This window comes from Aquabacter sp. (assembly GCF_965279295.1).
GTDB lineage: Bacteria > Pseudomonadota > Alphaproteobacteria > Rhizobiales > Xanthobacteraceae > Aquabacter.
Map to the genome: position 1 here is coordinate 83,655 of NZ_CBDIHQ010000017.1, position 18,876 is coordinate 102,530.

13 protein-coding genes, 1 tRNA gene and 2 riboswitches are annotated in these 18,876 nt (G+C 66.6%); of the genes, 3 read left to right on the forward strand and 11 right to left on the reverse strand.

Annotation, left to right across the window (positions count from 1 at the left end; translation table 11 throughout):
• Positions 1–76 precede the first annotated feature (76 nt).
• Complete coding sequence (locus tag ADADO0_RS15105) at positions 77–2,926, forward strand: DUF4114 domain-containing protein (protein ID WP_511306003.1); 2,850 nt, start codon at positions 77–79, stop codon at positions 2,924–2,926.
• A gap of 34 nt (positions 2,927–2,960) precedes the next feature.
• Here ADADO0_RS15105 and ADADO0_RS15110 read toward each other — a convergent pair.
• A tRNA-Val gene (locus tag ADADO0_RS15110) sits at positions 2,961–3,035 on the reverse strand.
• A 252-nt stretch (positions 3,036–3,287) separates the two neighbouring features.
• Here ADADO0_RS15110 and ADADO0_RS15115 point away from each other — a divergent pair.
• Both ADADO0_RS15115 and ADADO0_RS15120 read left to right on the forward strand, forming a co-directional pair.
• Complete coding sequence (locus ADADO0_RS15115) at positions 3,288–4,418, forward strand: extensin-like domain-containing protein (protein ID WP_511306004.1); 1,131 nt, start codon at positions 3,288–3,290, stop codon at positions 4,416–4,418.
• A gap of 207 nt (positions 4,419–4,625) precedes the next feature.
• On the forward strand, positions 4,626–5,495 hold the full coding sequence (locus ADADO0_RS15120; RefSeq protein ID WP_511306005.1) for an EamA family transporter: 870 nt from the start codon (positions 4,626–4,628) through the stop codon (positions 5,493–5,495).
• Positions 5,496–5,498: 3 nt separating this feature from the next.
• Here the strand turns inward: ADADO0_RS15120 and gcvPB are convergent, their stop codons facing one another.
• The 10 genes from gcvPB to ileS all read right to left on the reverse strand — a co-directional run bounded on the left by gcvPB (position 5,499) and on the right by ileS (position 18,872).
• The gene (gene gcvPB, locus ADADO0_RS15125) at positions 5,499–7,064 is read right to left on the reverse strand and encodes an aminomethyl-transferring glycine dehydrogenase subunit GcvPB (protein ID WP_511306006.1); all 1,566 of its coding nucleotides are present in this window, start codon (positions 7,062–7,064) and stop codon (positions 5,499–5,501) included.
• A gap of 202 nt (positions 7,065–7,266) precedes the next feature.
• Positions 7,267–8,610: an aminomethyl-transferring glycine dehydrogenase subunit GcvPA gene (gcvPA, locus tag ADADO0_RS15130; protein WP_511306007.1), complete on the reverse strand. Its 1,344-nt coding sequence runs from the start codon at positions 8,608–8,610 to the stop codon at positions 7,267–7,269.
• Between the two features lie 19 nt (positions 8,611–8,629).
• On the reverse strand, positions 8,630–9,007 hold the full coding sequence (gene gcvH, locus ADADO0_RS15135) for a glycine cleavage system protein GcvH (protein ID WP_511306008.1): 378 nt from the start codon (positions 9,005–9,007) through the stop codon (positions 8,630–8,632).
• Between the two features lie 2 nt (positions 9,008–9,009).
• Positions 9,010–10,158 (reverse strand): glycine cleavage system aminomethyltransferase GcvT, encoded by a 1,149-nt coding sequence (gene gcvT, locus ADADO0_RS15140; RefSeq protein ID WP_511306009.1) that lies wholly within the window; start codon positions 10,156–10,158, stop codon positions 9,010–9,012.
• A gap of 56 nt (positions 10,159–10,214) precedes the next feature.
• A riboswitch (glycine riboswitch) is annotated at positions 10,215–10,314 on the reverse strand.
• Positions 10,315–10,317: 3 nt separating this feature from the next.
• Positions 10,318–10,431, reverse strand: a riboswitch (glycine riboswitch).
• 123 nt (positions 10,432–10,554) lie between these two features.
• Positions 10,555–11,448, reverse strand: coding sequence for a hypothetical protein (locus ADADO0_RS15145; RefSeq protein WP_511306010.1), 894 nt, complete (start codon positions 11,446–11,448; stop codon positions 10,555–10,557).
• A 112-nt stretch (positions 11,449–11,560) separates the two neighbouring features.
• On the reverse strand, positions 11,561–12,925 hold the full coding sequence (locus ADADO0_RS15150) for a M16 family metallopeptidase (RefSeq protein ID WP_511306538.1): 1,365 nt from the start codon (positions 12,923–12,925) through the stop codon (positions 11,561–11,563).
• On the reverse strand, positions 12,925–14,289 hold the full coding sequence (locus tag ADADO0_RS15155; protein ID WP_511306539.1) for a M16 family metallopeptidase: 1,365 nt from the start codon (positions 14,287–14,289) through the stop codon (positions 12,925–12,927). The genes ADADO0_RS15150 and ADADO0_RS15155 overlap by 1 nt, the downstream gene beginning before the upstream one ends.
• A 229-nt stretch (positions 14,290–14,518) precedes the next feature.
• Positions 14,519–15,217: a hypothetical protein gene (locus tag ADADO0_RS15160; protein ID WP_511306011.1), complete on the reverse strand. Its 699-nt coding sequence runs from the start codon at positions 15,215–15,217 to the stop codon at positions 14,519–14,521.
• Positions 15,218–15,292: 75 nt separating this feature from the next.
• Positions 15,293–15,793 carry a signal peptidase II gene (gene lspA, locus ADADO0_RS15165; protein ID WP_511306012.1) on the reverse strand — a complete coding sequence of 167 codons (501 nt, stop codon included), beginning with the start codon at positions 15,791–15,793 and terminating at the stop codon, positions 15,293–15,295.
• 4 nt (positions 15,794–15,797) lie between these two features.
• Entirely contained in the window at positions 15,798–18,872 is a 3,075-nt protein-coding gene (ileS, locus tag ADADO0_RS15170; RefSeq protein ID WP_511306013.1) for an isoleucine--tRNA ligase, read from the reverse strand.
• Positions 18,873–18,876 lie beyond the last annotated feature (4 nt).

Below are 18,876 nucleotides of genomic sequence, written 5' to 3' on the forward strand. Positions count from 1 at the left end.
GCCCCGCTCGCGCTTGCTTCCCGGACCCACCGGAGGCACCTTTCCCGCTGTATTCCTGTGTGCCCGGAGCCGCCTTATGGTCGAGATCGCCAACTCCACCTACCAGGAGTTCATGAGCTGGCGGTACAACGACGCCGCAACCGTTCCAGAGGCCTTCGGGTTTAGCTCCGGCCACCTCTACGCACTGGACGCGGACGTCCATATCAATCTGGCGTTCACCATCGAGCGCGTCACCGATCCCGCCAGCCTGTTGGCCACGGATTGGGCAAACCGGCAGACCGTGCTGGCCGATCTCGATGCCGCCGGCACCCTCTGGTCCACCTATGGCGGCAGCCAGACGGATTACGACACCATCGCGAACGGGCTTTCGGCGCTCGGTATTTCCGTGGAGGGCGCTGCCAGCGGCTATGTCTCCAGCGCCGAGTCCCGCACCCTCTGGGTGAGCCTGACGCCGCAGCAATTCTTCGACCTGACGGGGGAGCGGCTGTATTGGGTGGGCGGGACGGCAGAGGCGCCTTACGCCGCATATTGGGACGGCAACCTCAAGCTGCCTGACGCCTGGGGCGGGCTGGTGCAGGGCCTTTGGGTCGATAATTTCGTCGAGCCTGGTTCAGACGCTCAGGTTTCCTCAAGCGTGACCCTGCCGCAGGGCGCGCAAAGCCCCGGCAATTCCTCCACTGACGAACCCAGCTATTACGCTTGGCAGGTGGGCCAGCTCTATAATTTTCCGCTCCTGCCGGACAGTCCCATCCCCACCGGCACCATCGGCCTGGTGGAGCCGGCCATCGGTGCTTCGCTCGCGCCGACCGACACCTTTGATTTCCAGACCGTGTTGGACGATTTCCGCACCAGCGCCGGCATCGCCGCCGGGGCGCCCTATTATGTGGTCGGCAACCAGATCTGGGACGGGGCGTCGGACCGGGTCGGCGAGCGCAATCTGGACGTGGGCATCGTCGCTGCCGTCAATGCTGGCTCCACCATCGGCTTCTACGCCGGCGCCGGCTTTGCCTCGCAGAGCAATTTCAGCGGCTATCAGGTCGCGGTGTGGGACACGCTCAACGATCCCGGCGTGATCTCCTCCTCCTGGACCGATCTCATGTCGCCCGCGCCGGGCTCGCCGTTCCTGGCTGCCTATCGCGAATTGTTCGTGGACGCGGTGCTGATGAACCGCACCATGTTCAACGATGCCTCCGACGGCGGCTCGGGCGCGCAGATCGGCAACGGGCTCACCAATGTCTGGCAGAACAATCTCAGTCCTTATGCGGTGGTGGTCGGCGGCACCTCGCTGAGCACTCCCGAAATCGCGGAGCAGGACCCGACGCTGGCGTCCTATCTCGCCGGCGCGTCGGCCGGCAATCTCTCCATCCTCGCCACGCTGGTTGCTGGCGGCATGCGCACGCTACCCGCTGACGCTGCTGGTCTCACCAGCTTCATCGAGACGGTGTGGAACCAGTATGTGCTTGCGGGCAACGCGCTCGACCCCGGCTACACCACGAACGAGACCGGCACCGGGGGTGTCGACCTCACCCAGGACGTGCCGAGCTACCAGCAAACGTTCGGCCTACAGCCGCAAAGCGCCGGGCCGGGCGGCGGCATCGGGCGGGGCATTCCCGATGTGTCGGCCAATGCCGGCGGCAACATGTATTATTTCGGACCTGAGGGGACCTCGGTCGGCGACGGATTTTTTGGCACCAGCGCCGCGACCCCGCTCTGGGCCTCGCTCGGCATTCAACTCAGCGCCATCTTCGAGGACCAGGGCCTGCCGCGCCTCGGCTACATGAACGACCTGCTGTATCAGGCGGCGGTGATCGCGTCGGGCTCGTTCAACGACATCACCATCGGCAACAATATCTCCAGCTTCATCTATGGCGGCACCATCGACAGCGACGATGGCACCGACATCACGCCGACCGGCTACGGCTATTCGGCGGCTCCGGGCTACGACCTCGTCACCGGCCTCGGTACGCCGAACGGAGTTCTGCTGGCGCGGGCGATGACCGCCATCGCCCATGCCCAGATGTATTCGGACACACCGGCCCTGGCGTATGCCAGCGGCAGCGGGCTCGAGAGCACGGTGCTCCAGACGCTGCTCGCCCAGTCGGTCCTGGCGAACGACACCGCCATCTCGGTGCATGCCGGCGACCACGGCTTCATCTCCAGCCAGGAGGCGACTGACGCACAGGCCTGGACCCGTCAATTCGCGCAGCAGGTGATGCAGTCGGATTTCGATGCCGGCCTGGTGCTGGCGTTCGACGGGCTGTCCCAGGTGCAGCCGCACGAGATCATCGCAGGCGCGGACGCGCATCTTTCCGTCACCATCGGCGGCACCGAGGCGACGACACCTCAGGCCGGCTTCTCAAGCGCCTTCGGCTTTGTCGATTTCGTCGATGCCGGTGCCAACAGCGCGGTGGAACTGGCCCGGCCTCTGGCCATCGCCGAGACGGCGGGCGGGCTGGACGACCAGGAGGCGGTGGTGCGCATCCGCCAGAGCGGGGCCAGCACCGGCCTGTCCCTGACGCTTTATCGGGTGGACGACCTCACCGGCAGCATCAACGGCATTGAGCCGGGGCAGGCGGGCTATGCCGCCGAGGTGGCCGGGCGCGCCTACGAGCTTTCAAGCGGCGGTACGGCGATCGCCGGGCCGGGCTTCGGCAATTTCACCGAGACCGGTCTGCTGGATGTGGATCAGGGCGACATCATCGCCATGACCCTCACCAATGCTCAGCCCGGCTCCGCGGCTCACACCTATTACGCCTTCGCCGCCGCCAACGAGCAGGTGAACGGCACCGGGGTGACCCATGTGTGGAATTACGGCCTCAACACCTGGGGCTGGGAAGACCTCTATGGCGGGGGCGACCTCGACTACAACGACCTCGTCGTCCAGCTCGATTTCACGAGCGCGTCCGGATCGGGTGTTCTGATCTGAGGCGGTGCACCGAGCGGACGGTGCGAGAGGCGGATGGTGGGCGCGACAGGGATCGAACCTGTGACCCCTACGATGTCAACGTAGTGCTCTCCCGCTGAGCTACGCGCCCATCCGCCGGGAGGACGCCTCTATATCGGCAAGCTTCGCGTCGCGCAAGGCGGGCTGTGGATTGCTGGAGCAGACATTTTTTGCCCAGCGCCCGGCGGCGCCGTGACGCGCTCAATGAAGCAGGCGTAGGGCGTCGGCCTTTAACCTGATCTCAACCCCCGCCGTGCATCGTGGCTTCATGACGCGCGGAGTATTCAGGTATTTCGTAGCCCCGCTCGTCTGCGTGGGGCTCCTGTCGGGCTGTCGTTTCGATATGTTCGACCGACGGGAGCCCTGGCGCGCCGAAGCGGAGGAGCAGTGCATCGCCGAGAAAGGCGTCACGGTCTCCCCCTATGTGGAGCCTATAAGCGCCATCAACGGCGCCGGCTCCTGCGGCATGGAGCATCCCTTCCGCATCACGGCGCTTGATGAGGGTCTGGTCGCGGTGGAGCCGCGCGCGACCCTCGCCTGCCCGATGATTCGCAATCTCAACGTCTGGCTGGAGCAGGTGGTCCAGCCCGCCGCCGTGGCGTGGCTGGGGCAGCAGGTGGCAGGCATCAAGCAGATGTCCTCCTATTCCTGCCGTGGCATGAACGGGGATTCTTCCGCCAAGATTTCCGAGCATGCCTTCGGCAATGCGTTGGATGTGGGTGCCTTCATCCTGGCGGATGGGCGTGTCATCACCGTCAAGGACAATTGGAAGGGGCCGCAGGAAACGCGCGGCTTTCTTCTACAGGTGCAGGCCGGTGCCTGTGAGGTGTTCACCACCATCCTGGCGCCCGGTTCCAACGTTTATCACTATGACCATATCCATGTGGATCTGATGCGCCACGCCAAGGGGCGTGTGATCTGCCAGCCCGCGCCCAAGCCGATGGCGCCGCCGGTGCTGATGGCCCGCCAGCCGGGGCCGCCGGCCGGAGGAGCCATGATCGCGCCGGCATCTGGTCCACCGCCATTGATGCAGCAGCCCATGATGCAGCAGCCCGCGCCGCCGCAGCCGGCCAGTGCGCCGGCCGGTGCGCCGCTCGACATCATGCCCCACCCGCCGGAGCACGGCGTGCAGGAGTATTCACGCGGTTATCCGCCGCAGGTGCAGCAGCCGCAGCCGTCAGCGCCGCCCTATGCGCAGAGCCCCGCCTATCCGCCGTCCTATGGCGCGCCCCAGCGCGCATACCCTGGGCAGGGCGATCCGCACCAGCCGGTCCTGACGCCGCCCGGCGCCGTGCCGCAGCCCACGCTTCTGCGTCCGCCCGGTCCCATGTCTTATGCGACCGGCTCGGTTGCCGCGGACAAAAGTGTCGGTCCGTTCGCGACCGGTGTGATCGCGGGTCGTAAATATTATTCCGTCCCGATCCCGCAGCCTTCGACCATTCCGCTGCCGGTGGCCCAGCCGGGCACCGATTGAATGGCAGCGACATACAGTTCGCGGGACATCTAACGCGCGCTTCCCGGAAGTGGGACGGCGCACAGTATGCGCCCGCAGATGACGCCAGGGCGCAGCCGCTTCGCGATCCATCGCTCCGGGCGATGGATCATGTCACCGCAAATCGTTTGTGCCCAGGGCGGGTCCGGGACTAGATGGCCGCGTAAGTTTACTCGTCCTGGACCCGACATGGCGCCCCGCCACATTGCCCTTGCCGTACTTGTCGCGGTCATCTGGGGCTTCAATTTCGTCGTCATGCGCTTCGGGCTGGATCATTATCCGCCCCTGCTGCTCACAGCCTTGAGGTTTCTGGCGGCGGCGCTGCCAGTGGCGTTCGTGCCGCGCCCGACCATGCCGCTGGGGCAATTGGTGGCGATCGGGGCAACCTGGTTCCTGGGTCAATTCGGCTTTCTGTTCACCGCCATCGCCAACGGCATGCCGCCGGGCCTCGCATCGCTGACGCTCCAGGCGCAGGCGTTCTTCACGATCCTGATCGCCGCCGCCATGCTTGGGGAGCGCCCTTCCGCCCGACAGATCGCGGGCGTCACCGTCGCCTTCGCGGGTCTGCTGCTGATCGCGACCACGGTGGGCGGCGATATGACGGTGCTCGGCCTTGTCCTGACCCTCATCGGGGCGCTGAGCTGGGCGTGGGGAAATGTGCTGGTGCGGCGGGCGCCGCCAACCGAGATGTTCGCGCTGATGGCGTGGCTGAGCCTCGTGCCGCCGTTGCCCGCATTTGCCCTGTCGCTGGCGCTGGAAGGATGGCCGGCGGTGTCCTTTGCCCTGGTGCATCCCACCTGGGTGGGTTTCGGGGCGCTGGCCTACCTCGCGGTCGCCGCGACGCTGCTGGGTTATGGCATCTGGGGCTGGCTGCTGAAAATTTACCCCGCCAGCACTGTGGCGCCGTTTTCGCTGCTGGTGCCGCTCGCCGGCACGGTGTCGGCGGCGCTGGTGCTGGGAGAGCGGTTTCCCCCCTTGCGGCTTGCGGGGATGGGGCTGATCGTCCTCGGGCTGTTGGTGGTTGCCCTGCCCCTGAAGTGGCGCAGGGCAACCAAATAGCGGCTATTGCGCCGCCTGCGGCAGCGGCGCCGGCTTCACCCAGCGCAGCACGGGCGCGCGAGCCGCCCGTGTCTCGTCCAGCCGCCGGCGCGGCGCATAATAGGGCGCACCGAGGAAGCGTGCCGTGTCGCCGGCTTTCGCCGCCATGGCGAGATCGCGCAGAGCGCCGATGAACAGGTCGAGAGACGCCTTGGATTCGCTCTCGGTCGGCTCGATCAGCATAGCGCCGTGCACCACCAGCGGAAAATAGACCGTCATGGGGTGATACCCCTCGTCGATCATTGCCTTGGCGATATCGAGGGTCGAGAGCCCGGTGCCCTCCAGCCAGGCATCGTCGAACAGCGCCTCGTGCATCGCCGGGCGCTCCGCGAACGGGGCGCTCATGAGGTCCATCAGGCTGGCGCGGATATAGTTGGCGGAGAGCACGGCATCTTCGGACGCCTGCCGCATGCCGTCGGCGCCGTGGGAGAGCATCCAGGCCATGGCGCGCACGAACATGCCCATCTGGCCATGGAATGCGCACATGCGTCCCAGCGTCTGCTCGGTGCCTTCGCTGCCGGCTTCTTCCAGAAGGCGGAAACCGTCCTTGTCCGCCACCACCGCCGGTACCGGGGCAAAGGGCGCGAGCGCGGCAGACAGAACCACCGGCCCCGCACCCGGCCCGCCGCCGCCGTGGGGCGTCGAGAAGGTCTTGTGCAGGTTGATGTGCATGGCATCGACGCCGAGATCACCGATCCGCACCTTGCCGAGGATGGCATTGAAGTTGGCGCCGTCCGCATAGAAGTAGGCGCCGGCGGCATGCACCGCTTCCGCGATTTCCACCACGTCGCGCTCGAACAGGCCGCAGGTGTTGGGGTTGGTGAGCATGATGGCGGCGACGTCGGTGGAGAGCGCCGCCTTCACGCTTTCAACATCCACCGTGCCGTCGGGCCGGGCTGGAATGGACTTCACCTCATAGCCCAGCAGCGCGGCGGTGGCGGGATTGGTGCCATGGGCGCTTTCCGGCACCAGGACCAAGGGGCGCGCCTCGCCCCGCGCGGCCAGAGCCGCCTTGATGGCCATCATGCCGCACAATTCGCCATGCGCGCCGGCCTTCGGCGTGAACGCCACCGCCTGCATGCCGGTGAGGGTCATGAGATAGCGGCACAGGTCTGAGATCAGCGTCAGCGCGCCCTGGGCGGTGGAGACCGGCTGTAGCGGGTGCAGATCGGCGAAGCCGGCAAGCCGCGCCATGCGCTCGTTGAGGCGCGGATTGTGCTTCATGGTGCAGGAGCCGAGCGGGAACAGGCCGCTGTCGATGCCGTAGTTCATGCGCGACAGGCGCACATAATGGCGCATGGCCTCGGGCTCGGCGAGGCCGGGCAGGCCCAATGGCGCCGTGCGTTCCAAACCACCGAGACGCGGCGTGAAGGCTTCCGGCTCGTCGAGGTCGACGCCGGTGACGTCCTGCCGGCCGATCTCGAACAGCAGGCCTTCCTCCAGGTCCAGCGCGCGGTTGCCTGTGAATGTGGAGGGCGTGGCGGATGGGGTGGGGTTCGGCGCCGTCGCGCCGCGTCCTTCGCGGTTCATGAGCGGGCCTCCAAGCAACAGAAGAAGAAAGCGCCGTGCGGGCGCAGCGTCATTCCCTCTCCCGCTTGCGGGGGAGGGCTAGGGAGGGGGAAAGGACCGGGCGCGGAGATGGCGAAGGATGGCTCTGGTTCACAGGCCCCCTCCCCAACCCTCCCCCGCCAGCGGGAGAGGGGGGCTATGGCGTGGGCGGAGAGGCGCATGCTCATGCCAGCACCGCCTTCAGTACGGCGGCATAGGCCGTACGGTCGTCGGCCGTGGTGGTCTCGGTCGCCGCCACCAGGATCAGGTCGTCGAGCCCGGCTTTGGGCGCGAGGCGGGAATAGGGAACGCCGCCGAGGATGCCCTTGGCGGCCAGCTTTTCCACCACATCCGCCGCATCGCCGGGCACGCGGATGGTGAATTCGTTGAAGAAGCTGGCGTTGAGCACGCTCACGCCGTCCACCGTCGCCAGCTTGTCCGCGAGGTCGCAGGCGGCGGCGTGGTTGATGCGGGCAAGGCGAGTGAGCCCGGCCTCTCCCAGCAGCGAGAGATGGATGGTGAACGCCAGCGCGCAGAGGCCGGAATTGGTGCAGATGTTGGAGGTCGCCTTTTCGCGGCGGATATGCTGCTCGCGGGTGGAGAGGGTGAGCACGAACCCGCGCCGACCTTCCGCATCAACGGTTTCGCCGGCAAGGCGCCCGGGCATCTGCCGCACGAATTTCTGCCGTGTAGTGAACAGCCCGACATAGGGCCCGCCGAAATTCAGCGCATTGCCGATGGACTGGCCCTCGCCCACCACGATGTCAGCGCCCTGGGCGCCCGGCGGCTCGATCAGGCCGAGCGACACCGCGTCTGTAAACACCGCCACAAGCAGTGCACCGGCGGCATGGGCCTTCTCGGCGATCGGCTTGAGGTCCACCAGATTGCCGAACACGTCCGGACTCTGCACCACTACGCAGGCGATGGTGGTGTCGATGGCGGAGAGGATGTCCTCGTTCCCACCCGGCACCGGCGGCAGGTGGGTCAGCGGCAGGTCGGCATGGTGGGAGACCGTGGCGATGGTCTCGGCATAGTGCGGGTGCAGGTTGCCCGCCAGCACGGAGCGATCCCGCTTGGTGATCCGGTGCGCCATGAGCACGGCTTCGGCGGCGGCGGTGGAGCCGTCATACATGGAGGCGTTGGCCACCTCCATGCCGGTGAGTTCGGCAACCTGGGTCTGGAACTCGAACAGATATTGCAGCGTGCCCTGGGCGATCTCGGGCTGGTAGGGGGTGTAGGAGGTGAGGAACTCCGAGCGCTGGATCAGATGGTCGACGGTTGCCGGGACGTGATGGCGATAAGCGCCCGCGCCGACGAAGAATGGCACCGTCCCCGCCGGGACGTTGCGCGCGGCGAGGCGCGCAAGCGCGCGCTCCACGTCCATTTCGGTCTTGCGCAACGGCAGGTCCGGCAGGGCGTCGAGACGCTTGTCGGCGGGGATGTCGGCGAACAACGCGTCCACCGACGGCACGCCGACGCGCGCCAGCATCTCGGTGCGGTCCTCGGGCGTGAGGGGGAGATAGCGCATGATGCGGCTGTGCTCCGGCTCAGGAAATGGTCTTGAGGAAAGCGTCGTAATCCTCGGCGGACATGAGGCCGTCGAGTTGCTTGGGATCGGTGATCCTCAGCTTGACGAACCAGCCCTTGCCCTCGGCGTCTTCGTTGACGGTGGCAGGGGTGGCTTCCAGGTCGGGATTGACCTCAACGACTTCGCCGGAAATGGGGGCATAGACCTCGCTTGCGGCCTTCACGCTCTCGACCACTGCGGCTTCCTTGCCCTGGACGACGTGGGTGCCGATCTCGGGAAGTTCCACATAGACCACGTCGCCAAGCTGACTCTGGGCATAATCCGAGATGCCGATGGTGGCGACGTCGCCGTCGATCCGGGCGTATTCGTGATCCTTGGTGTAGCGGGTGTCGCTCATTTTCAGTCCCCCTTGGAAGTCTTGCGGGCGTAGCGCTGGGCCACGAACGGCAGTTGAACGATGGTCGCCGCCAGCGGCTTGCCGCGGACCATGATGTCGATGGCGGTGCCCGGCGCGGCCAGCGCGGGCGGCACATAGCCCATGGCGATGGGCTCACCGCGCGTCGGCGAGAAGCCGCCTGATGTGACGATGCCGACGCGCGTGCCGTCCTTGACGATGTCCGCGCCTTCGCGGGCCGGCGCGCGGCCCTCCAGGCGCAGGCCGATGCGGGTACGGGCCGGGCCGTCCGCCAGTTCGCGTTGGATGCGCGCGGCGCCGGGGAAGCCGCCTTCAAGGCGGCGGCGCTTCTGGATCGACCACGCCAATGCGGCCTCCACCGGCGAGGTAGAGGGATCAATGTCGTGACCGTAGAGGCACAGACCCGCTTCGAGGCGCAGAGAATCGCGCGCGCCGAGGCCGATCGGCTTCACCTCGGGGTCGGCCAGGAGATGCGCCCAGATCTTCTCGACCGCGTCCGCCGCCACCGAAATTTCATAGCCGTCCTCCCCGGTGTAGCCGGAGCGCGAGATGTGGCAGTAGACGCCATCGAACGTGGTCGGGCTCGCGGTCATGAACAACAGCGCAGCGGCTTCCGGGCTGTGACGCGCCATGACGTGCGCCGCCTCCGGCCCCTGGATCGCGATCAGCGCGAGATGGTCCTGGATGTCCAGCCGCACATCTGCGGGCAGGCGCGCGGCGATATGGGCGTAGTCCTCGCGCTTGCCGGCGGCGTTCACCACCAGAATCAGCGTGCCGTCCAGCTCCGGATTGGAGGGGCGCGTGACCATCAGGTCGTCGAGGATGCCGCCGTCGTCGGCGAGAAGCTGGGAGTAGCGCTGCTGCCCGTGCTTCAGGTTCACGATATCCGCCGGCAACAGGGCTTCGAGCGCCCGCGCGGTGGTCTCATGGTCCGGTCCGACAAGCAGCGCCTGGCCCATGTGCGAGACATCGAACAGGCCCGCGTGGGTGCGGGTCCAATTGTGCTCGGCAATGATGCCATCAGGATATTGCACCGGCATCTCATATCCGGCGAACGGCACGAGGCGTGCGCCAAGCGCCGCGTGGGCCGCGTAGAGCGGCGTGCGCAACAGGGTATCGGGGGATTGGGTCATAGGGTGTCCATAGGGTCGCGCCAGAACCACCGGGCTTTTGACCCGGTCGGCGCCCCCTCTGTCACCGGAGCCTGAGAGATTTCACCGCGCCCGGTGGAACGGGCACGGATTACTCCTTCGGCGAGCCGCGTCCAATTCTGCGGCTTCTTTCCAGAGTCTCGTCCCCCTGCGGCCCTTTTGCCTGAGCGGTTCCGGGGCGGTTGCGCCTTCGGCGCCGGCCTCATTCCGTAGCTTGTGAAGCCTGGAACAGCCGGTCTCTCCCGCAGGGATCGTCCGATCGACAGCAGCAAGCCACCGTCGCAGCGCAGCATAGAACATCTCTAGGCCCCGTCAACGCGAGCCCGGAGGCTCTCGCGTTTCCCCTGGGGATGAGATCTCAAGCCAATGGCAGAACGGCTATTGCGCGGGGGGCGGTCCGAAGGTCGCGGGCGGCGGGCCGAAGGTTCCGCTCGCCGGCGGCGCGGCAAAGGTGCTTCCGGCTGACGGCGGCGGACCGAACGTGCCGCCCGATGCGGCAGCAGGAGCTGCCGGGGCAGGTGCCGCGGCGGCGGGCGCCGGGGCCGCGGGTGCAGCCGCCGCAGGCGCGCTGGCCGCAGCCGGCGGACGCGGCCGCGCGGGCGTCGTAGAGCGTGGCTTTGCCTCGGGCGTGCCCTTGGGGTCGAAGCCGACGTAGACGACATACTTCTCGATGTCGCCTGGATTGGTGATGGGGAAGGAGATGGTGTCCTCGACCACGTTGAAGGTGGTCTGCCCTTCCGCCGCCGGTATGTTCAGCGGCACCGTGAAGAACTTGGTCAGGATTGTCTTGGGCGACGGGCCTTCCTGCACCACGGCGATCCGGATCGGCACGCTCACGCCGCCGGCGGTCCCCTTGTCACCCAGCAGCACGCGGCCCTCCATGCCCACCTTCATGGTCATGGTGTTGCCGACAATGGCGCATTCGCGGGCAAGGTTGCCGATGGAGCCCTGGTAGCGCAGGCCGCCGCCTGGAGCGGGCACCTGCCATGTGGCGGCGCCGGAGCGGACATCCACCACCGGGCAGGAGAGTTCGACGGCATCCGGGCCCGAGCCCATGGTCAGCGGCGCCGGGGCAACCGCCGCCGGGCTCCGTCCGCCGACACCGGCCACGGCCTGGTCGGAAATGCGCTGCCCGCCGAGAGCCGGGTCGATGTCGGTGCCTGGCGCGCCGAACAGTCCCTGGGAGTTGCCGCCGCAACCGGCGAGCAGCATCGCCAGCGCGGCTGGCATCAGCACGCGGCAGAGCGAGGATGCGGCGAACGGCAAGGACATGGCACGGCTCCGGAAAAGGGGCGTCGGGCGTTTCTATAACAGAATGTTAACGCCCGATGCAGACGCGGCAACGCTTCGACGGCGTACAATCCGCGCGCATGGTTAAGGTGGCTCAGCCGCCCGGGAGGCCGGCGGGCCGCCCGACCACCACCGTGAGAGCGGTGGCCGAATCGGTCAGGCGCTTGGCGACGCGCTTGAGATCTTCAAGCGTGACCGCCTCGATCAGCGCGTTTCTGCGGTCGATATAATCGATGCCGAGATTGTCGATCTGGATTTGCAGCAACTGGCCCGCCACCTTCGAGGAGGTGTCGAAGCGCAGCGCATAGCTGCCGGTAAGGTAGCTTCTGGCTTCGTCCAGTTCGTCTTGAGCTGGCCCTTCGTTCAGGATCTTGCGGAACTCCTCGCCAATGAGGCGGATGGATTCGCCCGCCCGCTCGTTCTTGGTCGCAGTGCCTGCGAACCACAGGCCTACGTGGTCGAGCGCGACCTGATAGGAATAGACCGAATAAGCGAGCCCGCGTGCCTCGCGGATTTCCTTGAACAGGCGCGAGGAAAACGCGCTGCCGCCGAGAATGTGGTTCAGCACGAAGGCGGGGATGAAATCCTTGTCCTTGCGTTCCAGGCCCGTGGTGCCCATCAGAACGACCGACTGGGGCACGTTCAACGGGATCACATCAATGGTGCCGATGCCCTTGGGCGTCACATTGGCCACCGGGGTAAGGTTGGCCTTGGCGGGCAAGGCGCCGAACACCCGGTCCAGTTCCCGGCCCAGGGCCTCGGGGCTGATGTCGCCCACCACGGCCACCTTCAAGTTGCCGCGCGCCATGGTGCGGGTGGTGAATGCCTTGAGGTCGTCGCGGGTGATGGTGGGCACGCTCGCAAGCGTCCCGTCCACCGGGCGACCATAGGGATGTTCCGGGAAGGCGAGAGCAAACCAGCGTTCGCTCGCCAGGGTGTTGGGATCGGTGGAGCGGCGGCGCAGAGAAGCGAGCTGAGCGGCGCGAATGCGCTCCACGGCCTCCTCGTCGAAGCGCGGCTTGGTCACGGCCAGTCGCAGCAGGTCGAATGCGGTGTCCTGGTTCTCGGACAGGGTGCGCAGGGAACCGCGCAGTTCGTCGCGGCCTGCGTCGAACGAAATTTCCATGGCCTTGTCGGCCACCGCGCGCTGGAAGGCGGCGGCGTCGAGATCGCCCGCGCCCTCATCCAGCAGCGAGGCGGTGAGGCTGGCGACGCCGGGCTTGCCGGCCGGGTCCTGCGCGGCACCGCCGACAAAGGCGAACTCCATGGCGATCAGCGGAAGCGTGGTGTCGTGCACCAGCCAGGCCTCGATGCCGCCGGGGCTCATCACACGCGTGATGCGGGTGGTCTGCGACTGGGCTGCGGCGGGGGAGACGAGGGAAAGGGACATGATCACCAACAAAAGAAGATGCCCCAGGAAGGGCCGAGCGGAAGTGCCGCCGCGCGCTTGAGACGCCATCACGAACGGTTCTCCCGCGTCTCGGCCTTGGCGGGCGTGGTCGGAATGACGGGCGCGGAGAGATAGCCGGTGATGGCGCGATTGAGCGTGAGATACCGCTTGGTCGCTTCCTTGATCTCATCGGCAGTGACGGCCTTCACCCGGTCCGGCCACTTGTTGACGTCGTCCACCGACACGCCGGTGGCCCAGGCCGCGCCGTAAATGCGGGCCAGCGTCGCCTGGTTGTCGCGGGCATAAATGGCGTCGGCGGTCATCCGGGTCTTGGCGCGGGCAAGCTCCACCTCGTCCGGGCCTTCCTCGGCGAACTTGGTCACCACGGCATCCATGGCGGCTTCAAGCTGTTCAAGCGTGACGCCGGGGCGGGGCGAGGCAGAGACGCCGAAGCGGGTCGCGTCATAGGACGTGCCCTGGTACCAGGCGCCGGCACCGGCCGCGATGCCCTTGTCCACCACGAGCGCCCGGTAGAGCCGGCCAGTCTGGCCGCCGCCGAGGATTTGCGCTGCGAGATCAAGGGCTTCCGCCTCCCGGTCCTTGCCGGTGCGATAGGAGGGCACGAGGTAGGAGCGTTGCACGCTCGGCTGCGCCACGCGGGGGTCGGACAGCGACACGCGGCGGTGCGCCTCGGGCTCCGGCTCCTGCGGGCGATTGCGCGGTGGCGTATCTGCACGGGCGACCTTGCCGTAGGTCTTCTCCGCCAGCGCCTTCACGGCTTCCGGATCGACATCACCGGCGACCACAAGCACGGCGTTGTTGGGGGCATAGAAGCGCCGGTAGAAGGCCAGCGCATCCTCCCGGTTGAGCTGTTTGATCTCGTGCTCCCAGCCGATGATGGGGTGCTGGTAGGGGTGGTTCACATAAGTGGCGGCCTGAAGGGCCTCGGCCAGACGGGCACCGGGATCATTGTCGGTGCGCATGCGGCGCTCCTCCAGCACGACGTCGCGCTCGGGCAGGACCACTTCGTCGGTCAGCTTGAGGCCGGTCATGCGGTCGGCCTCGAACGCCATCACCTTCTCCAGGTGCTCCTTGGCGACCCGCTGGTAATAGGAGGTGTAATCATACGAGGTGAAGGCGTTTTCCTGGCCGCCCAGGCGCGACACCTCGGCCGAGAACTTGCCCGGAGGCGTGTTTTCGGTGCCCTTGAACATCAGATGTTCAAGGAAATGGGCGATGCCCGACTTTCCCGGCTGCTCATCGGCCGAGCCCACCTGATACCAGACCATGTGGGTCACAACGGGGGTCCGGTGATCCGGAATCACCATGATCTTCAGGCCGTTGGGAAGCTCGAACTGGCTGATCTGGGGACCAGCGGCGCGCGCGTCGGAAAAGGCGGCGGACGCGGCGGTCCCGGCAATGATGGCAGCCATGGCGAGGGTTCTCAAATTCACGTTGGTTCTTCCACAAACGAGGCACGGGCGCGCCAAGGTGGCGGGACGCTGGAACGGGATGTTGTCAGGAATGAGCCTGAAACCGGTTTACCCATACTCTCGGGCTCGGATGGTCCGAGTTCGGCTTCACATTTTCCGGCGCAAGGGGCCGTCGCACGCCTCGGAATAAAGTCCGGCACAGCGTGCCGAGCTTAGCGAGGCGCGAGGCTCACTGGTGCATATCGAAGAGGCTCGGCAGCTTCCATGTGTCCTGCTTCTTTTCCACCACGCCATACGGCGCGTTGGGCGCAGGCGTCTGGTAGCCGGGCGGGGGAGCCGTGAGGCTTTCACGTTCCGGCTCGCCGTTGAACGCGATCGGCTTCTCATCGCCGAATGCGCCATTCATCCCCTTGAACCAGCCGGTAAAGCCGAGTTCGCTGGGCATAAGCTCGTCGCGTCCGCGCTGACCTGCGCCGACCGGACCACCGCTTGTGGCGCTGGCAGTGGGCTTGTGCCGCACATTGTTGAGCTGAGAGGGCAAAAGCGGGTTGCCGCGTTGGTCGATGCCATTGAGGCCAACGGGGGTCCGGTCCTCGCTATTGGCGGCGCGGGCGCGCAGCACGTCCGGGTCCTTCGGCCAGTTCGGATTGGTCGCCTCGGCGCCTGCCTTGGGAGAAGGCAGCGTTGTTGCGACCGTCGAGGGCGGAATCACCAGAGGCGCCCGCTCGCGATACTTGATATCGGGCTTCTCCTCGTTCACGAGGCCGATGGCACCCATGATGTTCTGGAAGAAGTCGCCGTCCGCCGCGTGGGCCGAAACGGGAGCCAGCGCCATTCCGCCGGCCAGGCTCAGGCCAAGCGCCGCCTTTGGAAGTGCGGACAGAATCCGCCCGCCCAGGATATCGCGCCAGTGTGTGTTCGTCCGCATGGGCCTTTTCCTCAGCACTGCGCCTCGCCCTCTCGCCTTTGCCACCGAAGCCGCAGAGCGGGCTTCCGGCGCCAGTCAGCCTTTAGGGCTGACGCCCGAGGGCGGCGTTTTTGAGGCACGTACAAAGACGGCATCATAAAGGAGCAGAGCAACTCCCACAACGACCGCCACATCGGCGAGGTTGAACACGTACCAGTGGTAGCCGAATGCGTGCAGCGAAATGAAATCGAATACGGCGCCGTAGACCAGCCGGTCCACCGCATTGCCGATCGCCCCGCCGATCAGAAGACCGAGCGCGAACGCCTCCAGCCGGCGCGAGGTCCGTGCCAGCCACGCGGCGAACAGCACCGCCGCCACCACCTTTATGGCCACCAGCACCCACCGCCCGGTGTCGCCCTGGGGGAACAGGCCATAGCTGATGCCCGTGTTCCAGAGATAGACGAAATCCAAGAACGGCAGGATCTGCCGGCTGGGTTCCGTCCAATTGTCGGACCAGTGGAGCACGGCCGTCTTGCTGCCCTGGTCCAGGACAAGGGCCAGGAAAGCCACGACGATGCCGAGGCGCAGCGGGTTCATGCCGTCACTCCGCCGCCGCGCGGGCAACCGCGAGTTCGCGCAATGCTGCGGCGTCGCGCGGCGTCACGTCAGGATAGTCCGCGTCGAGGCCGACATCGTCCGACAGCTTCCAGGAGCGCGCGCACTTGCGCCCGCTCGCCCGTGCCGGCACCACTGAAACGCCCGGCACCTCTTCGAGCCGGAACGCGTCTTCTGGACCCTCGTCGGTACGCAGGGTTGCGCCGCTGGTGATGCAGACCTCCGCGATGTCCACGCCGGCGAGCGCGGCAGCAAGGTCCGGGTTGGCGACATGGATGACCGGCGCGGCCTCAAGCGAGGAGCCGATGCGCTTGGCCGTGCGCTCGACTTCCAGCGCGCCCAGCACGACACGCCTGACCAGCCTGATCTTCCGCCATTTTTCGGCGAGGGTTTCATCGCGCCAGTTCGCCGGGGTTTGCGGGAAGGCGAGGAGATGAACCGAGCCCTCCTGCGTCCCCGTCCGGGCGATGTACGCCTCCTCGGAGGTGAAGGGCAGGATGGGAGCGAGCCAGGTGACGAGGCGGTTGAAGGTCTCGTCCAGCACGGTGAGGCAGGCGCGGCGGGTGTGCGAGGAGATCGGATCGCAATAGAGCGTATCCTTGCGCACGTCGAAATAGAACGCCGACAACTCCGATGTCATGAAGGCGGTGAGCAGGGCGTTTACCCGCTTGTAATCAAAGGCGGAATAGGCCGCGCGCACCTGCACGTCCAATTCCTGAAGCTTGTGCAGGACCAAGCGTTCCAGGTCGGGCATCTCGGCGAATGGGATGCGGTCGGCGGGGTGGTAGTGGTGCAGGGAACCGAGCAGCCAGCGCAGGGTGTTGCGCAGCTTGCGGTAGGTATCGGCGGTGGTCTTGAGGATTTCCGGGCCGATGCGCAGGTCGTCCGCATAGTCGGAGGCGCACACCCACAAGCGCAGGATATCGGCGCCGGAATTCTTGATCACCTCTTGCGGGGAAACCACATTTCCCAGCGACTTGGACATCTTGCGCCCGTCCTCGTCGAGCACGAAGCCATGGGTCAGCACCGCGTCATAGGGGGGGCGCCCGCGGGTGCCGCAGCTCTCCAGCAGCGAGGAGTGGAACCAGCCGCGATGCTGGTCCGACCCTTCAAGATACATCACCCGATCTGGACCCGATGGAGGCCTGTTCGTCGCAAGATCTGGACGCACTTCAAGCGTGAATGCATGGGTCGATCCAGAGTCGAACCAAACGTCGAGGATGTCGCCCACCTTGCTCCAATCCTCGGACGCGCGCGCGCCGAGGAACCGCTCCCGCGCCCCCTCCTTGTACCAGGCGTCGGCGCCTTCCACCTCGAAGGCCTCGGTGATCCGGGCGTTCACCGCGTCGTCCTTGAGGATCTCGACCTCGCCGTCGCCCTTTTCCCTGACGAACACGGCGATGGGCACGCCCCAGGCGCGCTGGCGCGAGACCACCCAGTCGGGGCGGCTCTCGATCATGCCGTTGATGCGGTTCTCACCCGCCGCCGGTACCCATTCCACGGTTTTGATGCCCGCCAGCGCCCGCGCGCGCAGGGTGTCTGGCTCATTGCCCGCCAGCGTTGCGGGACGCGGGGCGGCGGTGCCGTCCGGGTTGCGGATGTCCTGGTCCATGGCGATGAACCATTGCGGGGTGTTGCGGAAGATCACCGGCTTCTTGGAGCGCCAGGAATGCGGGTATTGATGCTTCACCCGGCCGCGCGCCAAGAGGTTGCCGGCCGCCACCAGGGCGTCGATGACGGCCTGGTTGGCATCGCCCTTCTCTCCCTTTTCGGTGATCACCCGCTTGCCCGCGAAGCCGGGCGCCTGAACGGTATAGAAGCTGTCGGCATCCACCGTGTAGGGAATGGCGGGATTGATGCCGTGTTCTTCCAGCCAGCGGCGGTTGGAGGTCCAAAGCTCGAAATCCTCACGGCCGTGGCCCGGCGCGGTGTGCACGAAGCCGGTGCCCGCCTCGTCGGTGACATGGTCGCCTTCAAGCAGGGGGACGAGGAAGTCGTAGCCAAGATCGGCGAGGGGGTGGGTGCACACCACGTCCGCGAGAACCGAGGCCGGCACGTCCCCCAGCCGCGTGAAGCCGGCCACGCGGGCGGACTTGAACACGTCTTCCGCCAGCTTGTCGGCGAGCACCACCCGGTCGCCGGGCTTTGCCCAGGCGTCGGTCGCCTCGGTCACTTCATACAGGCCGTAGGAAATCTTGGCCGAGAACGCGATCGCGCGGTTGCCCGGCATGGTCCAGGGGGTGGTGGTCCAGATGACAATGGAGGCAGATAAAATTCCGTCCAGAAAACCTTTGGCGTCGGCCGCTGTTCCAGAAACAACCGGACCCGGAACGGGAGGGAATTGCGGATTAACCGGAAACTTCACCCACACCGTATCCGAGGTGTGGTCGTGATATTCCACCTCGGCTTCGGCCAAGGCGGTCTTTTCCACCACCGACCACATGACCGGCTTGGAGCCGCGATAGAGCAGGCCATTCTCGGCGAACTTGATGATCTCGCGGGCGATCTGCGCCTCGCCGAGGAAGCTCATGGTGGTGTAGGGGTGGTCCCAGTCGCCCTCGACGCCGAGCCGCTTGAACTCGCGGCGCTGCTCGCCCAGCCAATGCTCGGCATAGGCGCGGCATTCCTGGCGGAACGCGATCATGGCGGCGCTGTCGGCGAGGTCGGGCTTGGATTTGCCCTTCTTGCGGTAGTTCTCTTCCTCGATCTTCCACTCGATGGGCAGGCCGTGGCAGTCCCAGCCGGGCACGTAGTTGGAATCGTAGCCCAGCATCTGCTGCGAGCGCGTCACCACGTCCTTCAGGATCTTGTTGAGCGCGTGGCCGATATGGATGTTGCCGTTGGCATAGGGCGGGCCGTCGTGCAGCACGAAGCGCGCTCGGCCGCGCCCGGCCTCGCGCAGGCGGCTGTACAGGTCGAGGCGCGCCCAACGCTCCAGCAGCTCCGGTTCCTTCTGCGGCAGGCCGCCCCGCATGGGGAAAGCGGTCTGGGGCAGGAACAGGGTGGCGGAATAGTCCACGGCGTCGCTCTGCGGCTTCTGGGTCGGCGTCTTGTCGGTCATGGAT

What these genes read in the sequence shown, in the direction of transcription:
- gcvT (WP_511306009.1), bottom strand. Translation starts at nt 10,158, where the DNA reads ATGACCCAATCCCCCGATACCCTGTTGCGCACGCCGCTCTACGCGGCC.
- ADADO0_RS15155 (WP_511306539.1), bottom strand. Translation starts at nt 14,289, where the DNA reads ATGGCTGCCATCATTGCCGGGACCGCCGCGTCCGCCGCCTTTTCCGAC.
- ADADO0_RS15115 (WP_511306004.1), top strand. Translation starts at nt 3,288, where the DNA reads ATGTTCGACCGACGGGAGCCCTGGCGCGCCGAAGCGGAGGAGCAGTGC.
- ADADO0_RS15120 (WP_511306005.1), top strand. Translation starts at nt 4,626, where the DNA reads ATGGCGCCCCGCCACATTGCCCTTGCCGTACTTGTCGCGGTCATCTGG.
- gcvH (WP_511306008.1), bottom strand. Translation starts at nt 9,007, where the DNA reads ATGAGCGACACCCGCTACACCAAGGATCACGAATACGCCCGGATCGAC.
- ADADO0_RS15145 (WP_511306010.1), bottom strand. Translation starts at nt 11,448, where the DNA reads ATGTCCTTGCCGTTCGCCGCATCCTCGCTCTGCCGCGTGCTGATGCCA.
- ADADO0_RS15160 (WP_511306011.1), bottom strand. Translation starts at nt 15,217, where the DNA reads ATGCGGACGAACACACACTGGCGCGATATCCTGGGCGGGCGGATTCTG.
- ileS (WP_511306013.1), bottom strand. Translation starts at nt 18,872, where the DNA reads ATGACCGACAAGACGCCGACCCAGAAGCCGCAGAGCGACGCCGTGGAC.
- ADADO0_RS15105 (WP_511306003.1), top strand. Translation starts at nt 77, where the DNA reads ATGGTCGAGATCGCCAACTCCACCTACCAGGAGTTCATGAGCTGGCGG.
- lspA (WP_511306012.1), bottom strand. Translation starts at nt 15,793, where the DNA reads ATGAACCCGCTGCGCCTCGGCATCGTCGTGGCTTTCCTGGCCCTTGTC.
- gcvPA (WP_511306007.1), bottom strand. Translation starts at nt 8,610, where the DNA reads ATGCGCTATCTCCCCCTCACGCCCGAGGACCGCACCGAGATGCTGGCG.
- ADADO0_RS15150 (WP_511306538.1), bottom strand. Translation starts at nt 12,925, where the DNA reads ATGGCGTCTCAAGCGCGCGGCGGCACTTCCGCTCGGCCCTTCCTGGGG.
- gcvPB (WP_511306006.1), bottom strand. Translation starts at nt 7,064, where the DNA reads ATGAACCGCGAAGGACGCGGCGCGACGGCGCCGAACCCCACCCCATCC.